The 18,264-nt window shown below is 71.9% G+C and carries 25 protein-coding genes and 2 tRNA genes; 18 read left to right on the top strand and 9 right to left on the bottom strand.

Annotation, left to right across the window (positions count from 1 at the left end; all coding sequences use genetic code 11):
* Positions 1–12: 12 nt before the first annotated feature.
* Entirely contained in the window at positions 13–276 is a 264-nt protein-coding gene (locus tag ACFQGU_RS15135) for a hypothetical protein (protein WP_386768085.1), read from the bottom strand.
* A 138-nt stretch (positions 277–414) separates the two neighbouring features.
* Positions 415–1,242, bottom strand: coding sequence for a bacteriorhodopsin-like (locus tag ACFQGU_RS15130; RefSeq protein WP_386768083.1), 828 nt, complete (start codon positions 1,240–1,242; stop codon positions 415–417).
* A gap of 193 nt (positions 1,243–1,435) precedes the next feature.
* On the opposite strand from ACFQGU_RS15130, the gene ACFQGU_RS15125 reads away from it, so the two are divergent.
* The 3 genes from ACFQGU_RS15125 (at position 1,436) to ACFQGU_RS15115 (ending at position 3,241) form a co-directional block, all read left to right on the top strand.
* Positions 1,436–1,852, top strand: coding sequence for a Mov34/MPN/PAD-1 family protein (locus tag ACFQGU_RS15125; protein ID WP_386768081.1), 417 nt, complete (start codon positions 1,436–1,438; stop codon positions 1,850–1,852).
* Positions 1,853–2,013: 161 nt separating this feature from the next.
* Positions 2,014–2,286, top strand: a complete 273-nt coding sequence (locus ACFQGU_RS15120; protein ID WP_386768079.1) for a MoaD/ThiS family protein — start codon at positions 2,014–2,016, stop codon at positions 2,284–2,286.
* Between the two features lie 7 nt (positions 2,287–2,293).
* The gene (locus ACFQGU_RS15115) at positions 2,294–3,241 is read left to right on the top strand and encodes a PLP-dependent cysteine synthase family protein (protein WP_386768077.1); all 948 of its coding nucleotides are present in this window, start codon (positions 2,294–2,296) and stop codon (positions 3,239–3,241) included.
* A 31-nt stretch (positions 3,242–3,272) separates the two neighbouring features.
* Here the strand turns inward: ACFQGU_RS15115 and ACFQGU_RS15110 are convergent, their stop codons facing one another.
* On the bottom strand, positions 3,273–3,686 hold the full coding sequence (locus ACFQGU_RS15110; protein ID WP_386768076.1) for a hypothetical protein: 414 nt from the start codon (positions 3,684–3,686) through the stop codon (positions 3,273–3,275).
* Positions 3,687–3,817: 131 nt separating this feature from the next.
* Between ACFQGU_RS15110 and murI the strand changes: the two genes are divergently transcribed.
* From murI to rdgB, 4 genes are all read left to right on the top strand, one after another.
* Positions 3,818–4,624: a glutamate racemase gene (gene murI, locus ACFQGU_RS15105; RefSeq protein ID WP_386768074.1), complete on the top strand. Its 807-nt coding sequence runs from the start codon at positions 3,818–3,820 to the stop codon at positions 4,622–4,624.
* Positions 4,624–5,370: an MBL fold metallo-hydrolase gene (locus tag ACFQGU_RS15100; protein ID WP_386768072.1), complete on the top strand. Its 747-nt coding sequence runs from the start codon at positions 4,624–4,626 to the stop codon at positions 5,368–5,370. Before murI ends, ACFQGU_RS15100 begins: the two co-directional genes overlap by 1 nt.
* 81 nt (positions 5,371–5,451) lie before the next feature.
* Positions 5,452–6,177, top strand: a complete 726-nt coding sequence (gene rph, locus ACFQGU_RS15095; RefSeq protein WP_386768070.1) for a ribonuclease PH — start codon at positions 5,452–5,454, stop codon at positions 6,175–6,177.
* Entirely contained in the window at positions 6,174–6,809 is a 636-nt protein-coding gene (rdgB, locus tag ACFQGU_RS15090) for an RdgB/HAM1 family non-canonical purine NTP pyrophosphatase (RefSeq protein WP_386768069.1), read from the top strand. The genes rph and rdgB overlap by 4 nt, the downstream gene beginning before the upstream one ends.
* A 60-nt stretch (positions 6,810–6,869) precedes the next feature.
* On the opposite strand, the gene ACFQGU_RS15085 is transcribed toward rdgB, so the two are convergent.
* Together ACFQGU_RS15085 and ACFQGU_RS15080 are read right to left on the bottom strand one after the other, a co-directional pair.
* A tRNA-Leu gene (locus ACFQGU_RS15085) sits at positions 6,870–6,954 on the bottom strand.
* 12 nt (positions 6,955–6,966) lie between these two features.
* Positions 6,967–8,190 (bottom strand): MFS transporter, encoded by a 1,224-nt coding sequence (locus ACFQGU_RS15080; protein WP_386768067.1) that lies wholly within the window; start codon positions 8,188–8,190, stop codon positions 6,967–6,969.
* Positions 8,191–8,311: 121 nt separating this feature from the next.
* Between ACFQGU_RS15080 and ACFQGU_RS15075 the strand changes: the two genes are divergently transcribed.
* From ACFQGU_RS15075 to ACFQGU_RS15065, 3 genes are all read left to right on the top strand, one after another.
* Positions 8,312–10,027, top strand: coding sequence for an FAD-dependent oxidoreductase (locus tag ACFQGU_RS15075; RefSeq protein ID WP_386768065.1), 1,716 nt, complete (start codon positions 8,312–8,314; stop codon positions 10,025–10,027).
* A 5-nt stretch (positions 10,028–10,032) separates the two neighbouring features.
* The gene (locus ACFQGU_RS15070; RefSeq protein WP_386768063.1) at positions 10,033–10,329 is read left to right on the top strand and encodes a metal-sensitive transcriptional regulator; all 297 of its coding nucleotides are present in this window, start codon (positions 10,033–10,035) and stop codon (positions 10,327–10,329) included.
* 74 nt (positions 10,330–10,403) lie between these two features.
* Positions 10,404–10,715, top strand: coding sequence for a rhodanese-like domain-containing protein (locus ACFQGU_RS15065; protein ID WP_386768061.1), 312 nt, complete (start codon positions 10,404–10,406; stop codon positions 10,713–10,715).
* Between the two features lie 12 nt (positions 10,716–10,727).
* Here the strand turns inward: ACFQGU_RS15065 and bcp are convergent, their stop codons facing one another.
* Complete coding sequence (gene bcp / locus ACFQGU_RS15060; protein ID WP_386768059.1) at positions 10,728–11,207, bottom strand: thioredoxin-dependent thiol peroxidase; 480 nt, start codon at positions 11,205–11,207, stop codon at positions 10,728–10,730.
* 192 nt (positions 11,208–11,399) lie between these two features.
* On the opposite strand from bcp, the gene ACFQGU_RS15055 reads away from it, so the two are divergent.
* Genes ACFQGU_RS15055 through ACFQGU_RS15025 form a run of 7 tightly spaced genes read left to right on the top strand, consistent with a single transcriptional unit; the run spans position 11,400 to position 16,197 of the window.
* Positions 11,400–12,416, top strand: coding sequence for a metal ABC transporter substrate-binding protein (locus ACFQGU_RS15055; protein ID WP_386768057.1), 1,017 nt, complete (start codon positions 11,400–11,402; stop codon positions 12,414–12,416).
* A complete protein-coding gene (locus ACFQGU_RS15050; RefSeq protein ID WP_386768055.1) occupies positions 12,413–13,204 on the top strand; it encodes a metal ABC transporter ATP-binding protein in 792 nt (263 codons plus the stop codon). The genes ACFQGU_RS15055 and ACFQGU_RS15050 overlap by 4 nt, the downstream gene beginning before the upstream one ends.
* The gene (locus ACFQGU_RS15045) at positions 13,201–14,103 is read left to right on the top strand and encodes a metal ABC transporter permease (RefSeq protein WP_386768053.1); all 903 of its coding nucleotides are present in this window, start codon (positions 13,201–13,203) and stop codon (positions 14,101–14,103) included. The genes ACFQGU_RS15050 and ACFQGU_RS15045 overlap by 4 nt, the downstream gene beginning before the upstream one ends.
* 50 nt (positions 14,104–14,153) lie before the next feature.
* Positions 14,154–14,624, top strand: a complete 471-nt coding sequence (locus ACFQGU_RS15040; protein WP_386768051.1) for a DUF3618 domain-containing protein — start codon at positions 14,154–14,156, stop codon at positions 14,622–14,624.
* Positions 14,625–14,676: 52 nt separating this feature from the next.
* A complete protein-coding gene (locus ACFQGU_RS15035; RefSeq protein ID WP_386768049.1) occupies positions 14,677–15,024 on the top strand; it encodes a GroES family chaperonin in 348 nt (115 codons plus the stop codon).
* 13 nt (positions 15,025–15,037) lie between these two features.
* Positions 15,038–15,808 carry an SDR family NAD(P)-dependent oxidoreductase gene (locus ACFQGU_RS15030; protein ID WP_386768047.1) on the top strand — a complete coding sequence of 257 codons (771 nt, stop codon included), beginning with the start codon at positions 15,038–15,040 and terminating at the stop codon, positions 15,806–15,808.
* Complete coding sequence (locus ACFQGU_RS15025; protein ID WP_386768045.1) at positions 15,793–16,197, top strand: DoxX family protein; 405 nt, start codon at positions 15,793–15,795, stop codon at positions 16,195–16,197. The genes ACFQGU_RS15030 and ACFQGU_RS15025 overlap by 16 nt, the downstream gene beginning before the upstream one ends.
* A gap of 60 nt (positions 16,198–16,257) precedes the next feature.
* Here the strand turns inward: ACFQGU_RS15025 and ACFQGU_RS15020 are convergent, their stop codons facing one another.
* Complete coding sequence (locus ACFQGU_RS15020; RefSeq protein WP_386768043.1) at positions 16,258–16,974, bottom strand: hypothetical protein; 717 nt, start codon at positions 16,972–16,974, stop codon at positions 16,258–16,260.
* Positions 16,975–17,196: 222 nt separating this feature from the next.
* On the opposite strand from ACFQGU_RS15020, the gene ACFQGU_RS15015 reads away from it, so the two are divergent.
* Positions 17,197–17,622: a PPOX class F420-dependent oxidoreductase gene (locus tag ACFQGU_RS15015; RefSeq protein WP_386768041.1), complete on the top strand. Its 426-nt coding sequence runs from the start codon at positions 17,197–17,199 to the stop codon at positions 17,620–17,622.
* A gap of 199 nt (positions 17,623–17,821) precedes the next feature.
* Here ACFQGU_RS15015 and ACFQGU_RS15010 read toward each other — a convergent pair.
* A tRNA-Lys gene (locus ACFQGU_RS15010) sits at positions 17,822–17,894 on the bottom strand.
* A 150-nt stretch (positions 17,895–18,044) separates the two neighbouring features.
* Complete coding sequence (locus ACFQGU_RS15005) at positions 18,045–18,212, bottom strand: hypothetical protein (RefSeq protein ID WP_386768039.1); 168 nt, start codon at positions 18,210–18,212, stop codon at positions 18,045–18,047.
* Positions 18,213–18,264: the final 52 nt, after the last annotated feature.

Genomic DNA, 18,264 nt, shown 5'->3' with positions numbered 1-18,264 from the left:
GGCGAGGGCGAGTTAGACGGCGGCCAGCTCGAGGCGCCGCCGTCCTGACGGCGACCGGACGAGGGCGAGGTGGTCGACGGCGCCGTGCGGCACCCCGGCCACGAGGGCCGCGAGGGCGACGACCGGCGCCCAGCCGGGGACCGCGGGGTCCGAGCTCGCGAACGCGCCCGAGGACGCCACGGCGAGGGCGACCGCCACCGGTCCGGCGGCGAGCACGACGGCGACGAGGGGCGGTGCGGCCAGTTCCCGCGGGCGGGTCGTCACGACCGTGGCCATGGCTGCTCCTCGCTGCGGGATGGCCGGTGCGGCGTGGAAGGAGGGGTGGGCGGGTCCGTCGGTCTGTCGACCGACGGACCCGCCCTGACCGCACCCGTGCCGGGAGACGCAGGTGCGGAGAGTGGTGCGTCGTGCCGGTCAGGCAGCAGCCGTGGCCCGAGCCTCGGACGACGGCGCCTCCTCGAACTCCTGCTCGGCGAAGACCGGGTCGTCGGCTGCGCTCTTCATGCGCGCGATCTTGTAGATCACGAGGCCGTAGAGGCACTTGGCCAGGACGTCGGCCACCGAGTAGCCGACCTGGCGCAGGACGAACGCGTCCGCGCCGTCGAGCCCGAAGACCGGGAACAGGTAGGAGATCGGGTAGACGCCCCAGGTGGCGATCAGCAGGATGCGCAGGCGCTTCACGCTGGCAGCCACCTCGGCGGGCTGACGGCCGAGCGACTTGGTGAGCTCGACGAACAGCACGTAGAGGATGTAGAGGAACGGGATCGTCGAGGCCGCGCCCCACAGCATCTTGGGCAGGGTGTCGATGGCGACCTCGCCCGGGTATCCGAGCGCGATCATCAGGACCGACGCCGGGATCAGCTTGGTGAGCAGGGACGCGCGGGTGGCGCGGGGGAGCGCAAGGACCGCGATGGTCTCGAGCAGCAGGAGCGGCACCGTGAGGAGCCAGTCGACGTAGCGGTAGGCCTCGTTGAAGCCGAACGGCGTCAGCGTGTAGTCGCCGCCGATCGCCGTCGGGGCGAAGCCCTCGTTGAACGAGTTGATGATGCGGAAGTAGTGGTAGGCCGCGATGCCGCAGACGGTCGCGGAGACCACGAGCGCCTGGCGGTAGCGGGGGAGCACGCGGCCCTGGGACACCAGCAGGAACAGCGCGGTGAAGAGCATCGACGCGAGGGCGAAGGAGAAGACGTTGTAGACGGTCTGGAACTGTCCGTTCGAGAGCGTCTCTACGGCGGACGACATGGACAAGCCTCCACAGGCATGAGCCGAGGAATGCCGTCGTCTCCCGGAACGGCGGAGCCGCGCACTGGGTCGCGGCCTCGCCCAGGGTGGTCCCGGGACGCACACCGCGCAAGTTGAACAACCTATGGCGCGGTTTATGCGACGCACGTCACGCGACCTCGGGCCCCGCACGCAGGCCTCGTACTCTGGGCGCGTGCTCACGATCCGACAGGACCTGGTCGACTCGATGGTGGCCCACGCGCGCCAGGACCACCCCGACGAGGCGTGCGGGGTGATCGCCGGCCCGGCCGGCAGCGACCGCCCCGAGCGGTTCATCCCGATGGTCAACGCCGCGCGGTCTCCGACCTTCTACGAGTTCGACTCGCTCGACCTGCTGCGGCTCTACCGCGACATGGACGACAACGACGAGGTGCCGGTGGTCGTCTACCACTCGCACACCGCGACCGAGGCCTACCCGTCGCGCACCGACATCAGCTACGCGTCCGAGCCGGAGGCCCACTACGTGCTGGTCTCGACGCGGGAGACCGGCAGCGAGGACGGGCCGTACGAGCTGCGGTCGTACCGCATCGTGGACGGCGTCGTCACCGAGGAACCGGTCACCGTCGTCTGAGCGGCCTCTGACCTGCGGCGACGCCGTACGAGGCCCTGCTTCCAGTCGTCGACGGGAATAGGTGGCCCTAGGCTCACCCTTGTTGATCACGGGCCGCGGGGACGCGGTCGGCTGCCCTCCGGCAGCACCCCAGCACGCACGACGAGTGGAGAAAGCCCGCCATGGCCATCGAGGTCCGCATCCCGACCATCCTGCGCCCGTACACCGACGGCGCCCGGGCGGTCGAGGGGTCCGGCGACACCCTCCGCGCGGTGCTCGCCGACCTCGAGACGCGTCACCCGGGGATCCAGGAGCGGATCGTCGACGAGGCCGGTCTGCGCCGCTTCGTGAACGTCTACCTGAACGACGAGGACGTCCGCTTCCTCGACGGCATCGAGACCGCGGTCTCCGACGGCGACACCGTCACCGTTCTGCCCGCCGTCGCCGGCGGCTGATCAGCCCGTGCGGTACGACTCGCTGCTGGCCTCGGTCGGGAACACTCCGCTGGTCGGGCTCCCGCGCCTGTCGCCGTCCCCGGACGTCCGGGTGTGGGCCAAGCTCGAGGACCGCAACCCGACGGGCTCGATCAAGGACCGCGCCGCGCTCGCCATGGTCGAGGAGGCCGAGAAGAGCGGCCAGCTGCGCCCCGGCTGCACGATCCTCGAGCCGACGAGCGGCAACACCGGCATCTCGCTCGCGATGGCCGCGCGGCTCAAGGGCTACCGCCTCGTCTGCGTGATGCCCGAGAACACCTCGGTCGAGCGCAAGCAGCTGCTGCGCATGTGGGGTGCCGAGATCGTGTCGTCGCCCGCCGCCGGCGGCTCGAACGAGGCCGTCCGCGTGGCCAAGCTGATGGCCGAGGAGCACCCCGACTGGGTGATGCTCTACCAGTACGGCAACCCGGCCAACGCGCACGCGCACTACACCGGCACCGGCCCCGAGATCCTGGCCGACCTTCCCTCGATCACCCACTTCGTCGCGGGCCTCGGCACCACGGGCACGCTCATGGGCACCGGCCGCTTCCTCCGCGAGAGGGTGCCGGGCATCGAGATCGTCGCCGCCGAGCCGCGCTACGGCGAGCTCGTCTACGGGCTGCGCAACCTCGACGAGGGCTTCGTCCCCGAGCTGTACGACGCCAGCGTGCTCACCACGCGCTTCTCGGTCGGCCCCCGCGACGCGGTGCGCCGTACCCGCCAGCTCCTCGAGGAGGAGGGCATCTTCGCGGGCATCTCGACCGGCGCGATCCTGCACGCCGCGCTCGGGATCGCCGCCAAGGCCGTGAAGGACGGCCGCGAGGCCGACATCGCCTTCATCGTCTGCGACGGCGGCTGGAAGTACCTCTCCACCGGCGCCTACGAGGGCACCCTCGACGACGCGGAAGATGCCCTCGACGGCCAGCTCTGGGCCTGACGCACGGGTCGGGTTCCTTGCGGGGCGTCGATCAGATCGGGCGGCTGAACCAGGCCTTGGCCGAGGCGCCGCTCGCGATGACCAGGATCAGGATGTTGAGCACGAGGCCGAGCCAGCCGTAGGGCAGGCGGAACAGGCCGAAGATGATGTTGATGACGGCGAGCGCCTGGATGATCACCTGGGCCGAGGCCGCGCCGATCGAGGCCATCCGCGCGAGCCAGACGTACATGAACGCCAGCAGCAGCGAGAGCGCGCCGTTCATGAAGAGCCAGAAGCCGGGCAGCTCGACAGTGTTGCCCTGGATGTCGGTGATCGTCGGGTTCTGGCCGAACGGCGCCAGCATCATCCAGACGCCGATGAGGGCGTTGAACAGGGCCGCGACCCAGATGAGCACGATGACGAAGGTGACGCCGCCGGGGCGCTTGGTCTGGACATCGCTGGACATGGTCTGGCTCCTCGGGGCACGCCTGCGCCGGGAGGCCTCCCGGCAGTCCGAGGATGGCAGACGTGCAGTGCGACACAGAGGACGCTGGGACCGGCCGCAGAAGGCGTGTCGGGGGCCTAGTCTCGGCTCTCGTGACGGACGCGCCCATCGGCATCTTCGACTCCGGGGTCGGAGGGCTCACCGTCGCGCGCGCCGTCCTCGACCAGCTGCCGCACGAGCCGGTCCTCTACATCGGCGACACGGCCCGCGGCCCCTACGGCCCGCGGCCCATCCCCGAGGTGCGCTCCTTCGCCCTCGACGTCATGGACCACCTGGTCGACCAGGGCGTGAAGATGCTCGTCATCGCGTGCAACTCCGCCAGCGCTGCGGTGCTGCGCGACGCCCGCGAGCGGTACGCCGTCCCCGTCGTCGAGGTCATCCAGCCCGCCGTACGCCGTGCCGTGCGCGTCACCCGCACGGGCCGCGTCGGCGTCATCGGCACCCGGGCCACCGTCACGAGCGGTGCGTACGCCGACGCCTTCGCCGCAGCGCCCGACATCACGCTGGTGCAGCAGGCCTGCCCGCGCTTCGTCGAGTTCGTCGAGGCCGGCGTCACGGGTGGGGCCGAGCTGCAGTCCGTCGCGCACGAGTACCTCGACCCGGTCGTCGAGGCCGGCGTCGACACCCTCGTCCTCGGGTGCACGCACTACCCGCTGCTGGCCGGCGTCATCTCGTACGTCGTCGGCGACGATGTCACGCTCGTCAGCAGCGCGGACGAGACCGCGAAGGACGTCTACCGCACGCTCGTGGCGCACGGGCTCGAGCGCGACCCCGCCCTGCCGGCGCCCGTGCACCGGTTCCTCGCCACGGGCGACCCCGCCCCGTTCACCGCACTGGCCAAGCGATTCCTCGGTCCCGAGGTCGTCGCCGTCGAGCACGCTGTGGAGGTCGTGTCCTGATGCGCCTGACGATCGTCGGATGCTCGGGGTCGTACCCCGGGCCGGACTCCCCGGCCTCCTGCTACCTCGTCGAGCACGACGGGCACTCGATCGTGCTCGACCTCGGCAACGGCGCGTTCGGCGCGCTGCAGAAGCACACGGACGTCTACGACGTCGACGCGGTCGTGCTGTCGCACCTGCACGCCGACCACTGCATCGACCTCACGTCGTACTACGTCTTCCGCAGGTACCACCCGGACGGCCACGCGCCGGTGATCCCGGTGATCGGGCCCACGGGCTCCGCCGACCGGCTCGCCCGTGCGTACGACCTCCCGCCGGAGGAGGGCATGCACGGCGAGTTCGAGTTCCGCGACCACGTCGAGGTCACCGAGATCGGGCCGTTCCGCATCACGACGGCGCTCATGAACCACCCCGTGCCCTGCTACGCCTCGCGGGTCGAGGCCGGTGGCCGCTCGCTGGTCTTCAGCGGCGACACCGGCGAGAGCGACGCCCTCGTCGAGCTGTCGCGCGGCGCCGACCTGGCTCTGTACGAGGCGTCGTTCCTCAGCCGGTACGAGAACCTGCCGCCCAACCTGCACATGACCGCCACCCAGGCCGCCGAGCACGCCAACCGTGCGGGTGTCGGCCGGCTCGTGCTGACGCACCTCGTGCCGTGGACGCCGAGCGACGAGACGCTCGCCGAGGCGGCGCCGGTGTTCGAGGGCGACCTCGCCCTCGCCACCCAGGGCCTCGTCGTCGACCTCTGACCGATCTGGATGCCGGACAGTCCCCTCGAGGTGCCTCTGGGGCATCCAGGGCGGATCGGGGCTGGGCGTTAGGGTCGCGCCATGACCCGTTCCGACGGCCGCGCCGCCGACCAGCTCCGTCCCGTCTCGTTCGAGCGCGGGTGGCTCGACCACGCCGAGGGCTCGTGCCTCGTGTCGTTCGGGCGCACCCGTGTGCTCGTGGCCGCGTCCTTCACCGCGGGCGTGCCGCGGTGGCGCAAGGACTCCGGCCTCGGCTGGATCACGGGGGAGTACTCCATGCTCCCGCGCGCGACCAACACGCGTAACGACCGAGAGTCGGTGCGGGGCAAGGTCGGCGGGCGCACGCACGAGATCTCGCGCCTCGTCGGCCGGTCGCTGCGCGCGGCGATCGACCTGTCGGCGCTCGGCGAGAACTCGATCATGATCGACTGCGACGTGCTGCAGGCCGACGGCGGCACGCGTACCGCGGCCATCACCGGCGCGTACGTCGCCCTGGTCGACGCGATCGAGTGGGCGCGCGGCCAGGGGCACGTGAAGGCCACCGCGAAGCCCATCGTCAACTCGATCGCGGCGGTGTCGGTGGGCATCGTCGACGGCGAGGCCCGCCTCGACCTGCACTACGACGACGACGTCGCCGCGGACACCGACATGAACGTGGTGATGACCGGCGACGGACGGTACGTCGAGGTGCAGGGGACCGCGGAGGGCGAGCCGTTCGACCGCGCGCTGCTCGACCAGCTGCTCGCGCTCGCAGCGCAGGGCTGCGCCGACCTCACCGAGCTGCAGAAGGCCGCGCTCGCGTCATGACCTCGCGCGTGGTGCTCGCGTCCCGCAACGCGCACAAGATCGAGGAGATGGCCCGGATCCTCGACGAGGCAGGCCTGCACGTGGAGGTCGTCGGCATCGACGCGTTCCCGGACGGCTCGGTGCCCGAGGTGCCCGAGACCGAGTCGACCTTCGAGGGCAACGCGCTGCTCAAGGCGCGCGCGGTGTGCGAGGCCACCGGCGCACCTGCCGTCGCCGACGACAGCGGCCTCTGCGTCGACGCCCTGAACGGCCTGCCCGGGATCCTGTCGGCCCGCTGGAGCGGCGGCCTCGTGCCCGGGCGCAGCACCGACGTCGGCAACCTCGAGCTCGTGCTCGCCCAGCTCGGCGACACCCCTGACGACCGGCTCGGCGCGCAGTTCCGCTGCGCCGTCGCCCTCGTGCTGCCCGACGGGCGCGAGGCCACGGTCGACGGCGAGATGCGCGGGCACCTCGTGCGCGAGCCCCGCGGCAGCAACGGCTTCGGCTACGACCCGATCTTCGTGCCGGACGGCGAGACGCGGACGAGCGCCGAGCTGAGCAACGAGGAGAAGGACGCGATCAGCCACCGCGGCAACGCGTTGCGCGCCCTCGTCCCCGTCCTGCGCGACCTGCTGCCCCCCAGCTCGCACTGATCGTTCCGTCGTTCCCCGGCCCGGGGAACGACGGAACGATCAGGCTCAGCGAAGGGGCGCTGGTGCGGACGGCGGGGGTCGAACCCGCATGCTCGAGAGCACAGGAACCTAAATCCTGCGTGTCTGCCAATTCCACCACGTCCGCGTGGGGGCCAGCCTAGGCGAGCGGCTGCGGTACGCCGGTGACGCGATGGCGGCCGATCACGAGCACCGCGCCGGCCGCGAGGCCGACCGCACCCGACACGAGCAGCGGCAGCACGCCGTCGCCCGGCCCGACCGCCCAGAGCAGCCCCGCCCAGAGGCCGGCGAGGAACACCGCCGCGTTCGACAGCGACTGGAACACGCCCTGCGCGCGGCCGCGGTGCTCGTCGCCCACGAGGGTGGAGATCCACGCCTTGCCCACGCCGTCGGTCAGCGCGGGGAAGAGTCCGTACACGCAGATGAGCACCCACACCCACGGGCCGCGCTCGACGAGGGCGAGGCCGCCGTAGGCGACGCCGAAGGCCAGCAGCCCGACGCCGTACACCACCGGTCGCGGAAGCCGGTCCGACAGCGCGCCCGCGGGGTACGACCCGAGCGTGTAGACGACGTTGAAGACGACATAGGCCAGCACGACCTCGGTGGTCGAGTAGCCCAGGTCGGAGATCCGCAGCAGCAGCAGGGCGTCGGGGAAGTTGACCACCGCGATCGCCACGAGCACCCCGACCACCCGCCAGAAGCTGCGGGGGAGCGGGCTGCGCGGGATCGGCGACGGCTCGCTCGGCGCCGAGACCTGGGCCTCGACCTCGACCTCGGCCTCGGGTGCCGGCGTACGCCGCTTCTCGCGGACCAGGAAGGTGAGCAGCACCGAGAGCACGGCCGGCACGACGGCCCACCACAGCACTGCGCGCACGTCGCCGTCGAGCAGGGTGAGGCCGGCGAGCGCGATGAGCGGACCGATCACCGCGCCCAGGGTGTCGCCGGTGCGGTGGAAGCCGAACGCGCGGCCGAGGTGCTCGCGCGGCACCGACGCCGCGATGAGCGCGTCGCGCGGGGCCGATCGCACGCCCTTGCCGAGCCGGTCGACCACGCGCCCGACGAGCACCATCGGCCAGACCGCCGCGGCGGCCACCAGGATCTTGCCGGCCGCCGCGAGCGCGTAGCCCGTGGTCACGAAGGGGCGCCGCCGACGGCCGTCCGACCACCGCCCCGCGACGTACTTCGAGATGCCGGCGGCGGCCTCGGCCGCACCCTCGACGATGCCGAGGACGACGGGCGGAGCAGCGAGCACGCCGGTGACGAGCAGGGGGAGCAGCGGGTAGAGCAGCTCGCTCGCGGCGTCCTGGGTGAGCGACACCAGGGTCAGCACCACGAGGTTGCGGGTGAGCCAGGTGCGTCGCACGGTGCGAGCCTGCCACGCTCCGGGTGTGAGCGGTGTCTCACCAGGGCCGGGCGACTGCCCGTTATACCCCAGGGGGTATAACGTGGCGCGTGTACGGACCGCGAGACCGAGGAGCAGCGCGATGCGACGTGTGGTGGTGGTCGGCGGGGTCGCCGGCGGGATGAGCGCGGCGGCACGGCTGCGCCGGCTCGACGAGAGCGCCCAGATCGTCGTGCTCGAGCGCGGAGGCGAGGTCTCCTTCGCCAACTGCGGCCTGCCGTACCACGTGGGCGGCGAGATCCCGCACCGGGACGCCCTGCTGCTGCACACCCCCGACAGCCTCGAATCGTCCCTCGACCTCGACGTCCGCGTGCACCACGACGTGCGCTCGATCGACCGCGAGGGCAGGACGGTCACTGCTCGCGATCTCGTCCACGACGTCGACGTCGTGCTGCCGTACGACGCGCTCGTGCTCGCCACAGGCGCCGACCCGATCGTCCCCCCGCTGCCCGGGCTCGACCGCCCGCAGGTGCGCACGCTGCGCACCGTGCCGGACGCCGACGTCCTGCGCGCGATGCTCGCGGCCGGCGCGCAGAAGGCTGTCGTCATCGGCGCGGGCTTCATCGGCCTCGAGACCGTGGAGGCGTTCCGCCGCCGCGGCCTCGACGTCACCCTCGTCGAGATGGCGCCGCAGGTGCTGCCCGCGATCGATGCCGAGATGGCGGCGCTCGTCGAGGCCGAGCTCCGCCTGCACCACGTCGACGTCCGCGTCGGCACCGGCTTCGCAGCCGTCGAGGACTCGACCACCGACCACCCGGTCGACGTCGTCCTCGCCGACGGCTCCCGGCTCGCGGCCGACGTCGTGCTGCTCGGCGTCGGCGTGAAGCCGTCGACCGCCCTCGCCCGCGACGCCGGCCTCGAGCTGTCCGACCGCGGCGCCGTCGTGGTCACCGCTGACCAGCGCACGAGCGACCCGAGCATCTGGGCCGTCGGTGACGCGATCCAGGTGATCGACGCCGTCACCGGCGTGCCCGGCGTCGTGCCGCTCGCCGGCCCGGCCAACCGCCAGGGCCGCACCGCCGCCGACTCGATCCTCGGTCGGGCGCGCACCTCCCAGCCTGTGCTCGGCACCGCCGTCGTGAAGGTCTTCGGCCTCACTGCGGCTGTCACCGGTCCGACGTCGCGCCGGCTCACGGCGGCCGGTGTCGAGCACCACGTCGTCCACCTGCACCCCGGAAGCCATGCCGGCTACTACCCCGGGGCCAAGCCGGTGCACCTCGTGCTGCTGTTCACGCCGGAGGGTCGCGTGCTCGGCGCTCAGGCGGTGGGCAAGGACGGCGTCGACAAGCGCATCGACGTCATCGCCACCGCGCTGCGCGCGGGCATGACCGTCGACGACCTCGCCGAGCTCGAGCTCGCCTATGCGCCGCCGTTCGGCAGCGCGAAGGACCCGGTCAACATGGCCGGCTTCATGGCCCAGAACATCCTCGACGGCACGCTCCGGGCCTGGGGCCCGGACGACCTCGACGGCTTCGGGGACGACGTCCTGCTCCTCGACGTCCGGTCGGAGGTCGAGGTGGAGGGCGGGCACCTGCCCGGCTCGTACAACGTGCCGCACACCGAGCTGCGCGACCACCTCGACGACGTGCGCCAGGCCGCGGCCGGTCGACCCGTGCGCGTCCTGTGCGCCAGCGGCTTCCGGTCGTACCTCGCGCACCGCGTTCTGGCCCAGAACGGCTTCGACTCCGCGAGCCTGGACGGAGGGCTGATGACGCTCCGCGCGCAGCGGCCCGGCCTCGTCCTCCAGCGTGGCGCTGCGCGGATGCCGGGCCAGAAGGCGCCGGTGATGGCATCGTGACCGCCATGAGTCCTACGCCCACCGGAGCGAGCGCGTCGATGCACCCCGAGGCGGCCAAGGCCGTCATCGCCCGCCTCAAGCGGGCCCGCGGACAGCTCGACGGCGTCATCGCCATGATCGAGGCCGACCGCGACTGCTCCGACATCGTCACCCAGCTGTCCGCAGCCTCCAAGGCCGTCGACCGCGCGGCGTTCAGCGTCGTCGCCTGCGGCCTCGAGATGTGCCTCGAGGCCGAGAGCAAGGGCGAGACGCCCGCTCTCGACCGGGCGCGCCTCGAGAAGCTCTTCCTGTCGCTGGCCTGACCCGTATCTTGTCCGGCCGACGACCGGGGCTGTCCTAGGCTGCTCGCACCGCCCCGACGCCCCTGGAGTTCCCTGTGCCCGCCGACGTCTCCGTGGCCGAGCTCGCCGCGATCCTCGAGGCCGACCCGACCACCCCGGTGGTCGACGTCCGCAACCCCGACGAGTACGCCGCGGGCCGCGTGCCCGGCGCCGTCCTCGTGCCGATGCACACCGTCCCCGTGCGCCTGCAGGACATCCCGAAGGATCGGACGGTCTACCTCGTGTGCGCGGTCGGAGGCCGGTCGGGCCAGGTGGCCGCGTGGCTCGAGCCGCAGGGGTACGACGTCGTCAACGTGCTCGGCGGCACCCAGGCGTGGTTCATGTCGGGCTACCCCCTCGAGTCCTGACGCCCGGCAGGGTCAGACGCCCAGGTCCTTGCGCAGCTTGGCGACGTGGCCGGTGGCCTTGACGTTGTAGAACGCATGCTCGATCACGGCCTTGCCCCGGCCGTCCACCGTCACGACGAAGGTCGACCGGATCACGCCGACGACCGTCTTGCCGTAGAGCTTCTTCTCGCCGAACGCGCCGTACGCCGTGAGCACGTCCTTCGACGGGTCCGACAGCAGCGGGAACGTGAGGCTGTCGCGCTCGCGGAACTGCGCGAGCTTCTCGGGCTTGTCCGGCGAGAGGCCGAGCACGGTGATGCCGGCGGCGGCCAGGGAGTCGAGCGAGTCGCGGAAGTCGCAGGCCTGCTTCGTGCAGCCGGGGGTCATCGCCGCGGGGTAGACGTAGAGGACCACGCGCTCGCCCCTGTGGTCCTTCCAGTCGTGCACCACGCCGGTGTCGTCGGGCAGGCCGAGCGGGGGAGCGGCGTCGCCGGGCTCGAGTCGGACGGTCACGGGAGCTCCTGCGGTTCGACGGGCCTGATCGGGGTGCGCCGAGCCTAACGACGTCCCGACGTCACCGGATCGTCAGCCAATCCAGGATGCGGCGGGCTCCGAAGTGTCTGAGAGTGGCACCTGGCGGGGATGCACATCGCTGCCAGTTGCAAACAGTTCGCAATAAGGCCTCGACGACGTTAGGCTTCCCCGGTGATCTCCCGCTCCTCCCGCCCGCTGCTCGCAGTCCTCGGCCTCGGCAGCGCCCTCCTCCTCGCAGCCTGCGGCTCCAACGCCTCGGACGCGGAGTCGCCCGGCGGCGGCACAGGGATGGTGATCGTCACCACGGTGGCCCCGATCACGAGCATCGCCGCGAACATCGTGGGCGACCGCGCCCAGGTGGTCGGGATCGTGCCCGAGGGGACCAACAGCCACACCTTCGACCCCCCGCCGCAGGTCGCGGCCACGATGGAGAAGGCCGACATCGTCTTCGTCAACGGCCTGCAGCTCGAGGAGCCGACGTTCCAGCTCGCCGAGGAGAACGCCAGCAACGCCACGATCGTGAAGATCGGCGACACCGTGCTGCCGGAGTCGGAGTACATCTACGACTTCTCCTTCCCGAAGGAGGACGGCAAGCCCAACCCGCACCTGTGGACCGACCCGACGTACGCGATCAAGTACGCCGCGGTCATCAAGGACACGGTCGCGGCCAAGGACCCGGCCAACGCCGACTACTACACGACCAACTACGAGGCGTTCGTGGCCAAGGCCACCGCGCTGTCGGACGCGCTGAAGAAGGACCAGACCACCGTGCCCGAGGGCGGCCTCGAGCTGCTGACCTACCACGACGCCTACGCGTACTTCGCCAAGACGTACGGCTGGAAGGTGATCGGCGCCGTGCAGCCCTCGAACTTCGAGGACCCGCAGCCCAAGGAGATCGCCCGCCTGGTCGACCAGATCAAGGCCGAGAACGTGCCCGTCATCTTCGGCTCCGAGGTCTTCCCGTCCAAGGTGCTCGAGCAGATCGCAGCCGAGACCGGCGCCCGCTACGAGGACACACTGCGCGACGACGACCTGCCGGGCGCACCCGGGGACGCCGAGCACTCGTGGCTCGGCCTCATGCGCTACGACTACGTGACGATGATCCAGGGGCTCGGCGGCACGACCGACGCGCTCGACGCGCTCGACGTCTCCGATGTCGCACCCGACAAGGCGGACTACCCCCAGTGACCCAGTCTCCGATCTCCGCCACGACCCCCCTGGTCGACGTCTCGCACGCGAGCTTCGGCTACGGCCACCACGCCGTGCTCAGCGACGTCTCGTACGCCGTGATGCCCGGGCAGTTCACCGGCATCGTCGGACCGTCGGGCTCGGGCAAGACGACGCTGCTCAAGCTGCTGCTCGGCACCGAGAAGCCGCAGCGCGGCTCGGTCACCCGGGCGGCCGGCGTGTCCGTGAGCTACGTGCCGCAGCTCGAGACGGTCAACTGGAACTTCCCCGTCACGGTCAACGACTGCGTGCTCATGTCGCGGCCGGCCCGTCGTCCGATCCCTCGCGCCAGCAAGGCCGAGCGCGCCGAGGTCGCCGACGTCCTCGAGCGGCTGGGCATCGCCGACCTGGGCGCGCGCCACATCCGCGAGCTCTCCGGCGGCCAGCAGCAGCGGATGTTCCTCGCCCGCGCCCTCGTACGCCGTCCGCAGATGCTCCTGCTCGACGAGCCCACCAGCGGTGTCGACGTGCAGACGCGGCACGAGGTGCTGCACCTGCTCGACGACCTCAACCGTGAGGGCCTCGCGATCGTGCTCACCACGCACGACCTCAACGGCATGGCCGCGCACCTGCCGCACCTGCTCGCCCTGCGCACGCGCGTGATCGCGAGCGGCCCGCCGTCGGAGGTCATCGTGCCTGCGGTGGTCGAGGAGGTCTTCGGCGCACGGATGGAGATCCTGCAGCACCTCGGCATCCCGGTGGTCGTCGACTCGATGGACGACGTCACGATGAAGCCGGCCGCGTCATGACCTTCCTCGAGACGCTGCTCGACCCGTTCCAGTACCAGTTCTTCATCAAGGGCCTGGTCGCCGCCCTGCTCGCGGGCGGCCTCTGCGGGCTGATCGGCGTCTTCATCACCCTGCGCGGCATGAGCTACATCGGCCACGGCCTCTCGCACGCGATCTTCGGCGGGTACGCCGCGGCGCCCCTGCTCGGCATCCCGATCGTCCTGGGCGCCGGGCTCTGGGGGCTCGCCTCGGCCCTCGCGATCAACGCCGTCACGCGTCGGCACCGCATCGGCGCCGACGCCGCGATCGGCGTCGTCACGACCGCCTCGTTCGCGCTCGGTGTGGCGCTGCTGACGAAGTTCGGCAACAAGGGCCCGGCGTTCGACAGCCTCCTGTTCGGCAGCATCAACGGCGTCTCGATCGGCGACCTCCTGCTGCTCGGCGGCGTCTTCCTCGGCACCATCGCCATCTTCACCGTCCTCTACCGCCAGCTGCTGTTCTCGACCTTCGACCCCGAGGTGGCCAAGGTGTCCGGCGTCAACGTCGGCCTCATGGACACGATCCTCATGGTCGTGCTGTCGATGTCGATCCTCGCGACGCTCTCGATCATCGGCGTCACCCTCGTCGCGGCCACCCTGGTGATCCCGCCGGTCGTCGCCCGCATGCTGACCGACTCGTTCGGGCGCATGCTCTGGATCGCCACCGCGCTCGGCACCGCGGCCGGCGCGGTCGGCATGTACCTCTCGTACCAGCTCGAGATCCCGTCGGGCACGACCATCGTGCTCGTCAACGCCGCGGTCTTCCTCGTGGTCCTGCTCCTGAAGGGCGCGAAGGGTCTCGGGCGCACGGCCGGCCTCGACGACCACACCGATGCCTCGGCCACCGGCCTCGTCACGGCGTCAGCACCCACCCGCGCCTGATCCGCAGGTCGGGTGCCGCAGACGGCGCGGATCGGCGTAGGCTCGACGACGTGAGCGACTCCACCACCGCCGCTGTGCGCGACTCCGCAGACAAGGCCGCCGACTCCGTCAAGGACGCCGCGTCGTCCGCGAAGGACGACGTGAAGGACGCCGCCGCCACGGTCGAGAAGAAGGCCGCCACCGTCGAGAAGAAGGCCGCCTCCGCCGCCGACGCGCCTGCGGCGAAGGCGGACGACGCCAAGGCCAAGGCCAAGGGCGAGAAGCCCAAGCCTCCGCAGCGCAGCGTCTCGGAGATCCAGGCGGAGCTCGACGCCACCCGCGACCGTCTCGCCGGGCGCATCGACGACCTGCAGGAGTACGTCACCCCGAGGAACGTCATGAACCGCCAGGTCGACAAGGTCAAGGGCGTGTTCGTGGACGAGTTCGGCGGGATCAAGCCCGACCGCGTGCTCATCGCGGCCGGCGTCGTCGTCGGCCTCGTGGTCGTCCTCGGCGTCTCGCGCCGTCGCCGCTCCTCCTGACGCACGCAGCCCGGCGGACCTCCGCCCGGCCCGAGCACGTACGCTCCGACGCGTGAGCGCGCCCGACACCTCCCCGCTGCCCGACGGCTCCGTGCCGATCAAGCTGCTGCACGACCGCGTGCTCGTGAAGGTCGACGACGACGGCGAGCGCCGCTCCGGAGGCGGCATCCTCATCCCGGCCACCGCGCAGGTCGGCCGCCGGCTCAGCTGGGCGCGCGTGGTGGCCACCGGCCCCAACGTGCGCACGATCGAGGTCGGCGACCAGGTGCTGTTCGACCCCGAGAGCCACCCCGAGGTCGAGATCCAGGCCGCCGAGTACGTCCTGCTGCGCGAGCGCGACATTCATGCGCTCGCGGCCCACCGCGTCAGCGGCGACGGCGCACCCGGTCTCTACCTCTAGGACGGCGGTCCGCATGGGCAGGTTCGACGGACGGGTCGCGATCGTGACGGGTGCAGGCTCGCCCGACGGGATCGGCTTCGCCTGCGCGCGGGCGTTCGCGGCCGAGGGAGCCGCCGTGGTGCTCGGCGCCACCAGCGAGCGCGTGCACGAGCGCGCGGCCGAGCTCGGCCCGTCCGCGGTCGGCGTGGTCGCCGACCTCACCGTCGACGGCGCCGCCGACCTGCTGGTCGCCGCCGCCGTCAGCCGCTGGGGCCGCCTCGACATCCTCGTGAACAACGCGGGCATGACCTCGGTCGTCTCCGGCTGGGACGTCGACGGCGAGGTCGCCGACCTGCCGCTGCCCGCCTGGGACGCCGCGATCTCGCGCAACCTCTCCACGGCGTTCCTCGCGAGCAGGGCTGTGGTCCCCACGATGCGCGCCGCCGGCTACGGCCGCATCGTCACGGTCTCGTCCACCACCGGCCCGGTGAACGGCATGCCGCGGCAGGCGTCGTACGCCGCGTCCAAGGCCGCCCTCGTCGGGCTCTCGCGCAGCCTCGCCCTCGAGGTCGTGGCCGACGGCATCACGGTGAACGTCGTCGCCCCGGGGTACGTCGCCACCTCGTCGCAGCTCGACTTCGAGGCGGACGCCGCGCGCCACGGGCCGTTCGGACGCAGCGGCACTCCGGACGAGGTCGCGGCCGCCGTGCTCTTCCTCGCGCACGAGTCGGCGTCGTTCGTCACGGGTGCGACCCTCGTGGCCGACGGCGGCCACGGGATCCCCGAGACGTGGCCGGCACCGTGAGCCGCGTCGAGCGCGTGCGCCGCGGGGTGCGCCTGACAGTGGCGGGGCTGTTCGCGGCGTCCGGGGTGCTGCACGTGGTGCGGCCCTCGGCCTTCGACGACTTCATGCCGCCGTGGGTGCCGGCCCCGGTGGCGGTGAACCTGGCCGCGGGCGCCGTGGAGCTCGTGTGCGCCTACGGGCTGATGACCCGCCGCCGCTGGGCCGGGCCCGCCAGCGCGGTCGTCCTGCTCGCGGTGTGGCCGTCCAACCTGCAGTTCGCGCTCGGCGCCACGGCCGATGACGGGATCACCTCGACCACGGCGCTGATCGCCTGGGCCCGGATGCCGCTGCAGATCCCGATGATCTGGGCCGTGCTCGACCCGATGGACGATCCCGAGCCCGTCGACTGACCCCGGACAGGCGAGACCCCCGCGACGGGGGCGACGCGGGGGTCTCGGCTAGAGGATGCCTCAGGCGGCGGCGCTCGGGGTGGCTTCTCCCGACTTCAGGCCGCCCGGGCCTGTGCCGCCGTGGTCGCGCTCGCCCCCCGCGCCGAAGGCCGCGGTGTCGACGACGCGCTCGGCGGTGACCGTGCTGCCGTCCACGATGCCCATCACCATGACGTCGGCGTCGGCCGTGATGTCGGCGATCGCGCCGTCGCGGTTGATCTTCGTGCCGGCGTCCACGACGTACGTGGCGGTGAAGCCGTCCGCGCTCGTCACCGAGATCGAGGTCGCGGAGACTGCCGTGACGGTGCCGTGCTGCATCTGCATGGTCTGGTAGCCGGTGCCGTCCTGGTTCGGCACCACGAACGTGCCGTGCACGGCGCCCGGGAAGCCGCCGCGGGGGCCATGGCCGCCACGATCGGGGCCACCCTGGCCGTCGCCCCTGTGGCCGCCGTCGCCGTCCCTGTCGCCGTCGCCGTCGCCCGGGGCCGCCGGCGGGCCCTCGGACGAGCCCCTGCCCGACGCCGAGGGCGACGGGTCGGACGCTGCGGCGTACGTCGCACCGGCGACGCCGAGCGCGGCGATGCCCACGGCCGCGACGAGCACGCCGGTGCCGATCCGTCGGCCGCGCTGCGCGGACGCCAGCACCTCGGTCGTGCCGGTCTCGGGCTGCGCTGCCGGGAGGTCGCCGGGGGTGCTGCCGGCCGGCGGGGGAGTGAGGCCGGGGCGGTCCTGGTCCATGGTGGTCTCCTCGGTCCGAGCGTGCCGCGGCACGGAACTGGCGCACGTTACGCCGCCCAGGGTGGCGGGCGAACGTATGAGGATGCTGAGAGCCGGCACTCCGGACGCTGAGCGTGCGGTGGCCTCCACTCGTGGGGGGACGTGCGCCGTCGTGCCGACCCGGCAGCGCCAGGAGGCCTCTCGCCGTACGGTGGCGGGACCATCACCGTCGGAGGCCCTCCCATGACCGATCTCGCCACTGCGCTCGACTACGCCCGCGGCCACCGGCGCTGCGTGCTTATCACGCTGAAGAAGGACGGCCGCCCGCAGAGCTCGCACGTCTCGCAGTGGACCGACGCCGACGGCGTGATGCGCGTGTCGCTCACCGCCGACCGGGCCAAGACCAAGAACCTCGCCCGCGACCCGCGCGTCTCCCTGCACGTGCCAGCCGACGACTTCTGGTCGTACGTCGTGCTCGAGGGCGAGGCCGAGCTCTCGCCCGTGGCCGCCGACCCGGCCGACGCCACCGTCGACACGCTCGTGGACTACTACCGCGCGCTGTCCGGCGAGCACTCCGACTGGGACGACTACCGCCGTGCGATGGTGGCCGACCGCCGGCTCGTGCTGTCCGTGCGCCCGACGTACGCCTACGGGATGCTGCCGGGCTGAGGTCAGGCGGTGTCCAGCCAGGCCGCAGCGGGCGGCGCAGACGACGTCGGCGCTGCCCTGTGCAACCGCACGGGCACCACGGCCGTTGAGCGGCCGATCCGCGATCGGCTCCTGCGATGGCCGCGATCGGCGTCGCACGCGGGTGAAGCCGCAGGTCACAAGGAAGAGGCCCGGTCCGAAGACCGGGCCTCTCCACCAGTACGCCGCGTAGGACTTGAACCTACAACCCGCGGATTAAGAGTCCGCTGCTCTGCCAGTTGAGCTAGCGGCGCAAGGTGCGGGGAAAGGATACACCGGGTGTGAGCCGGGGATGAAATTGAGTTATGGGAGGCCCTCTTCCAGGGGCCGGTCCGACGGTTCACGGCCGTCGGGCCTCGGTGCCCGTGCCCGCGGCGTGGGGGACGGACGGAGTGGTGACCTCGCTAGGCGGCGTCCCTCTCCAGGAGCAGGAGCTCCAGGGATCGGGGACCGCGGGGATCGGCGAGGTCCAGCAGCAACGTCAGGGGCACTCCCTGACGCAACAGCTCCATCACGTCGCTTGCACCTGCTGTGCGTTCGAGCGTCGTCATGGTCATCACCTCCTCGGTCATATGCAGTCTCGTCAGTGCGGGTGGATTCATGGTGACCCGTTCGGGTGGTGAC

Origin of the sequence: Longivirga aurantiaca (genome assembly GCF_042660085.1) — a bacterium.
Lineage (GTDB): Bacteria > Actinomycetota > Actinomycetes > S36-B12 > CAIYMF01 > Longivirga > Longivirga aurantiaca.
The sequence above is the reverse complement of the archived record's forward strand: the minus strand, read 5'-3'. Positions and strand labels throughout refer to the sequence as shown.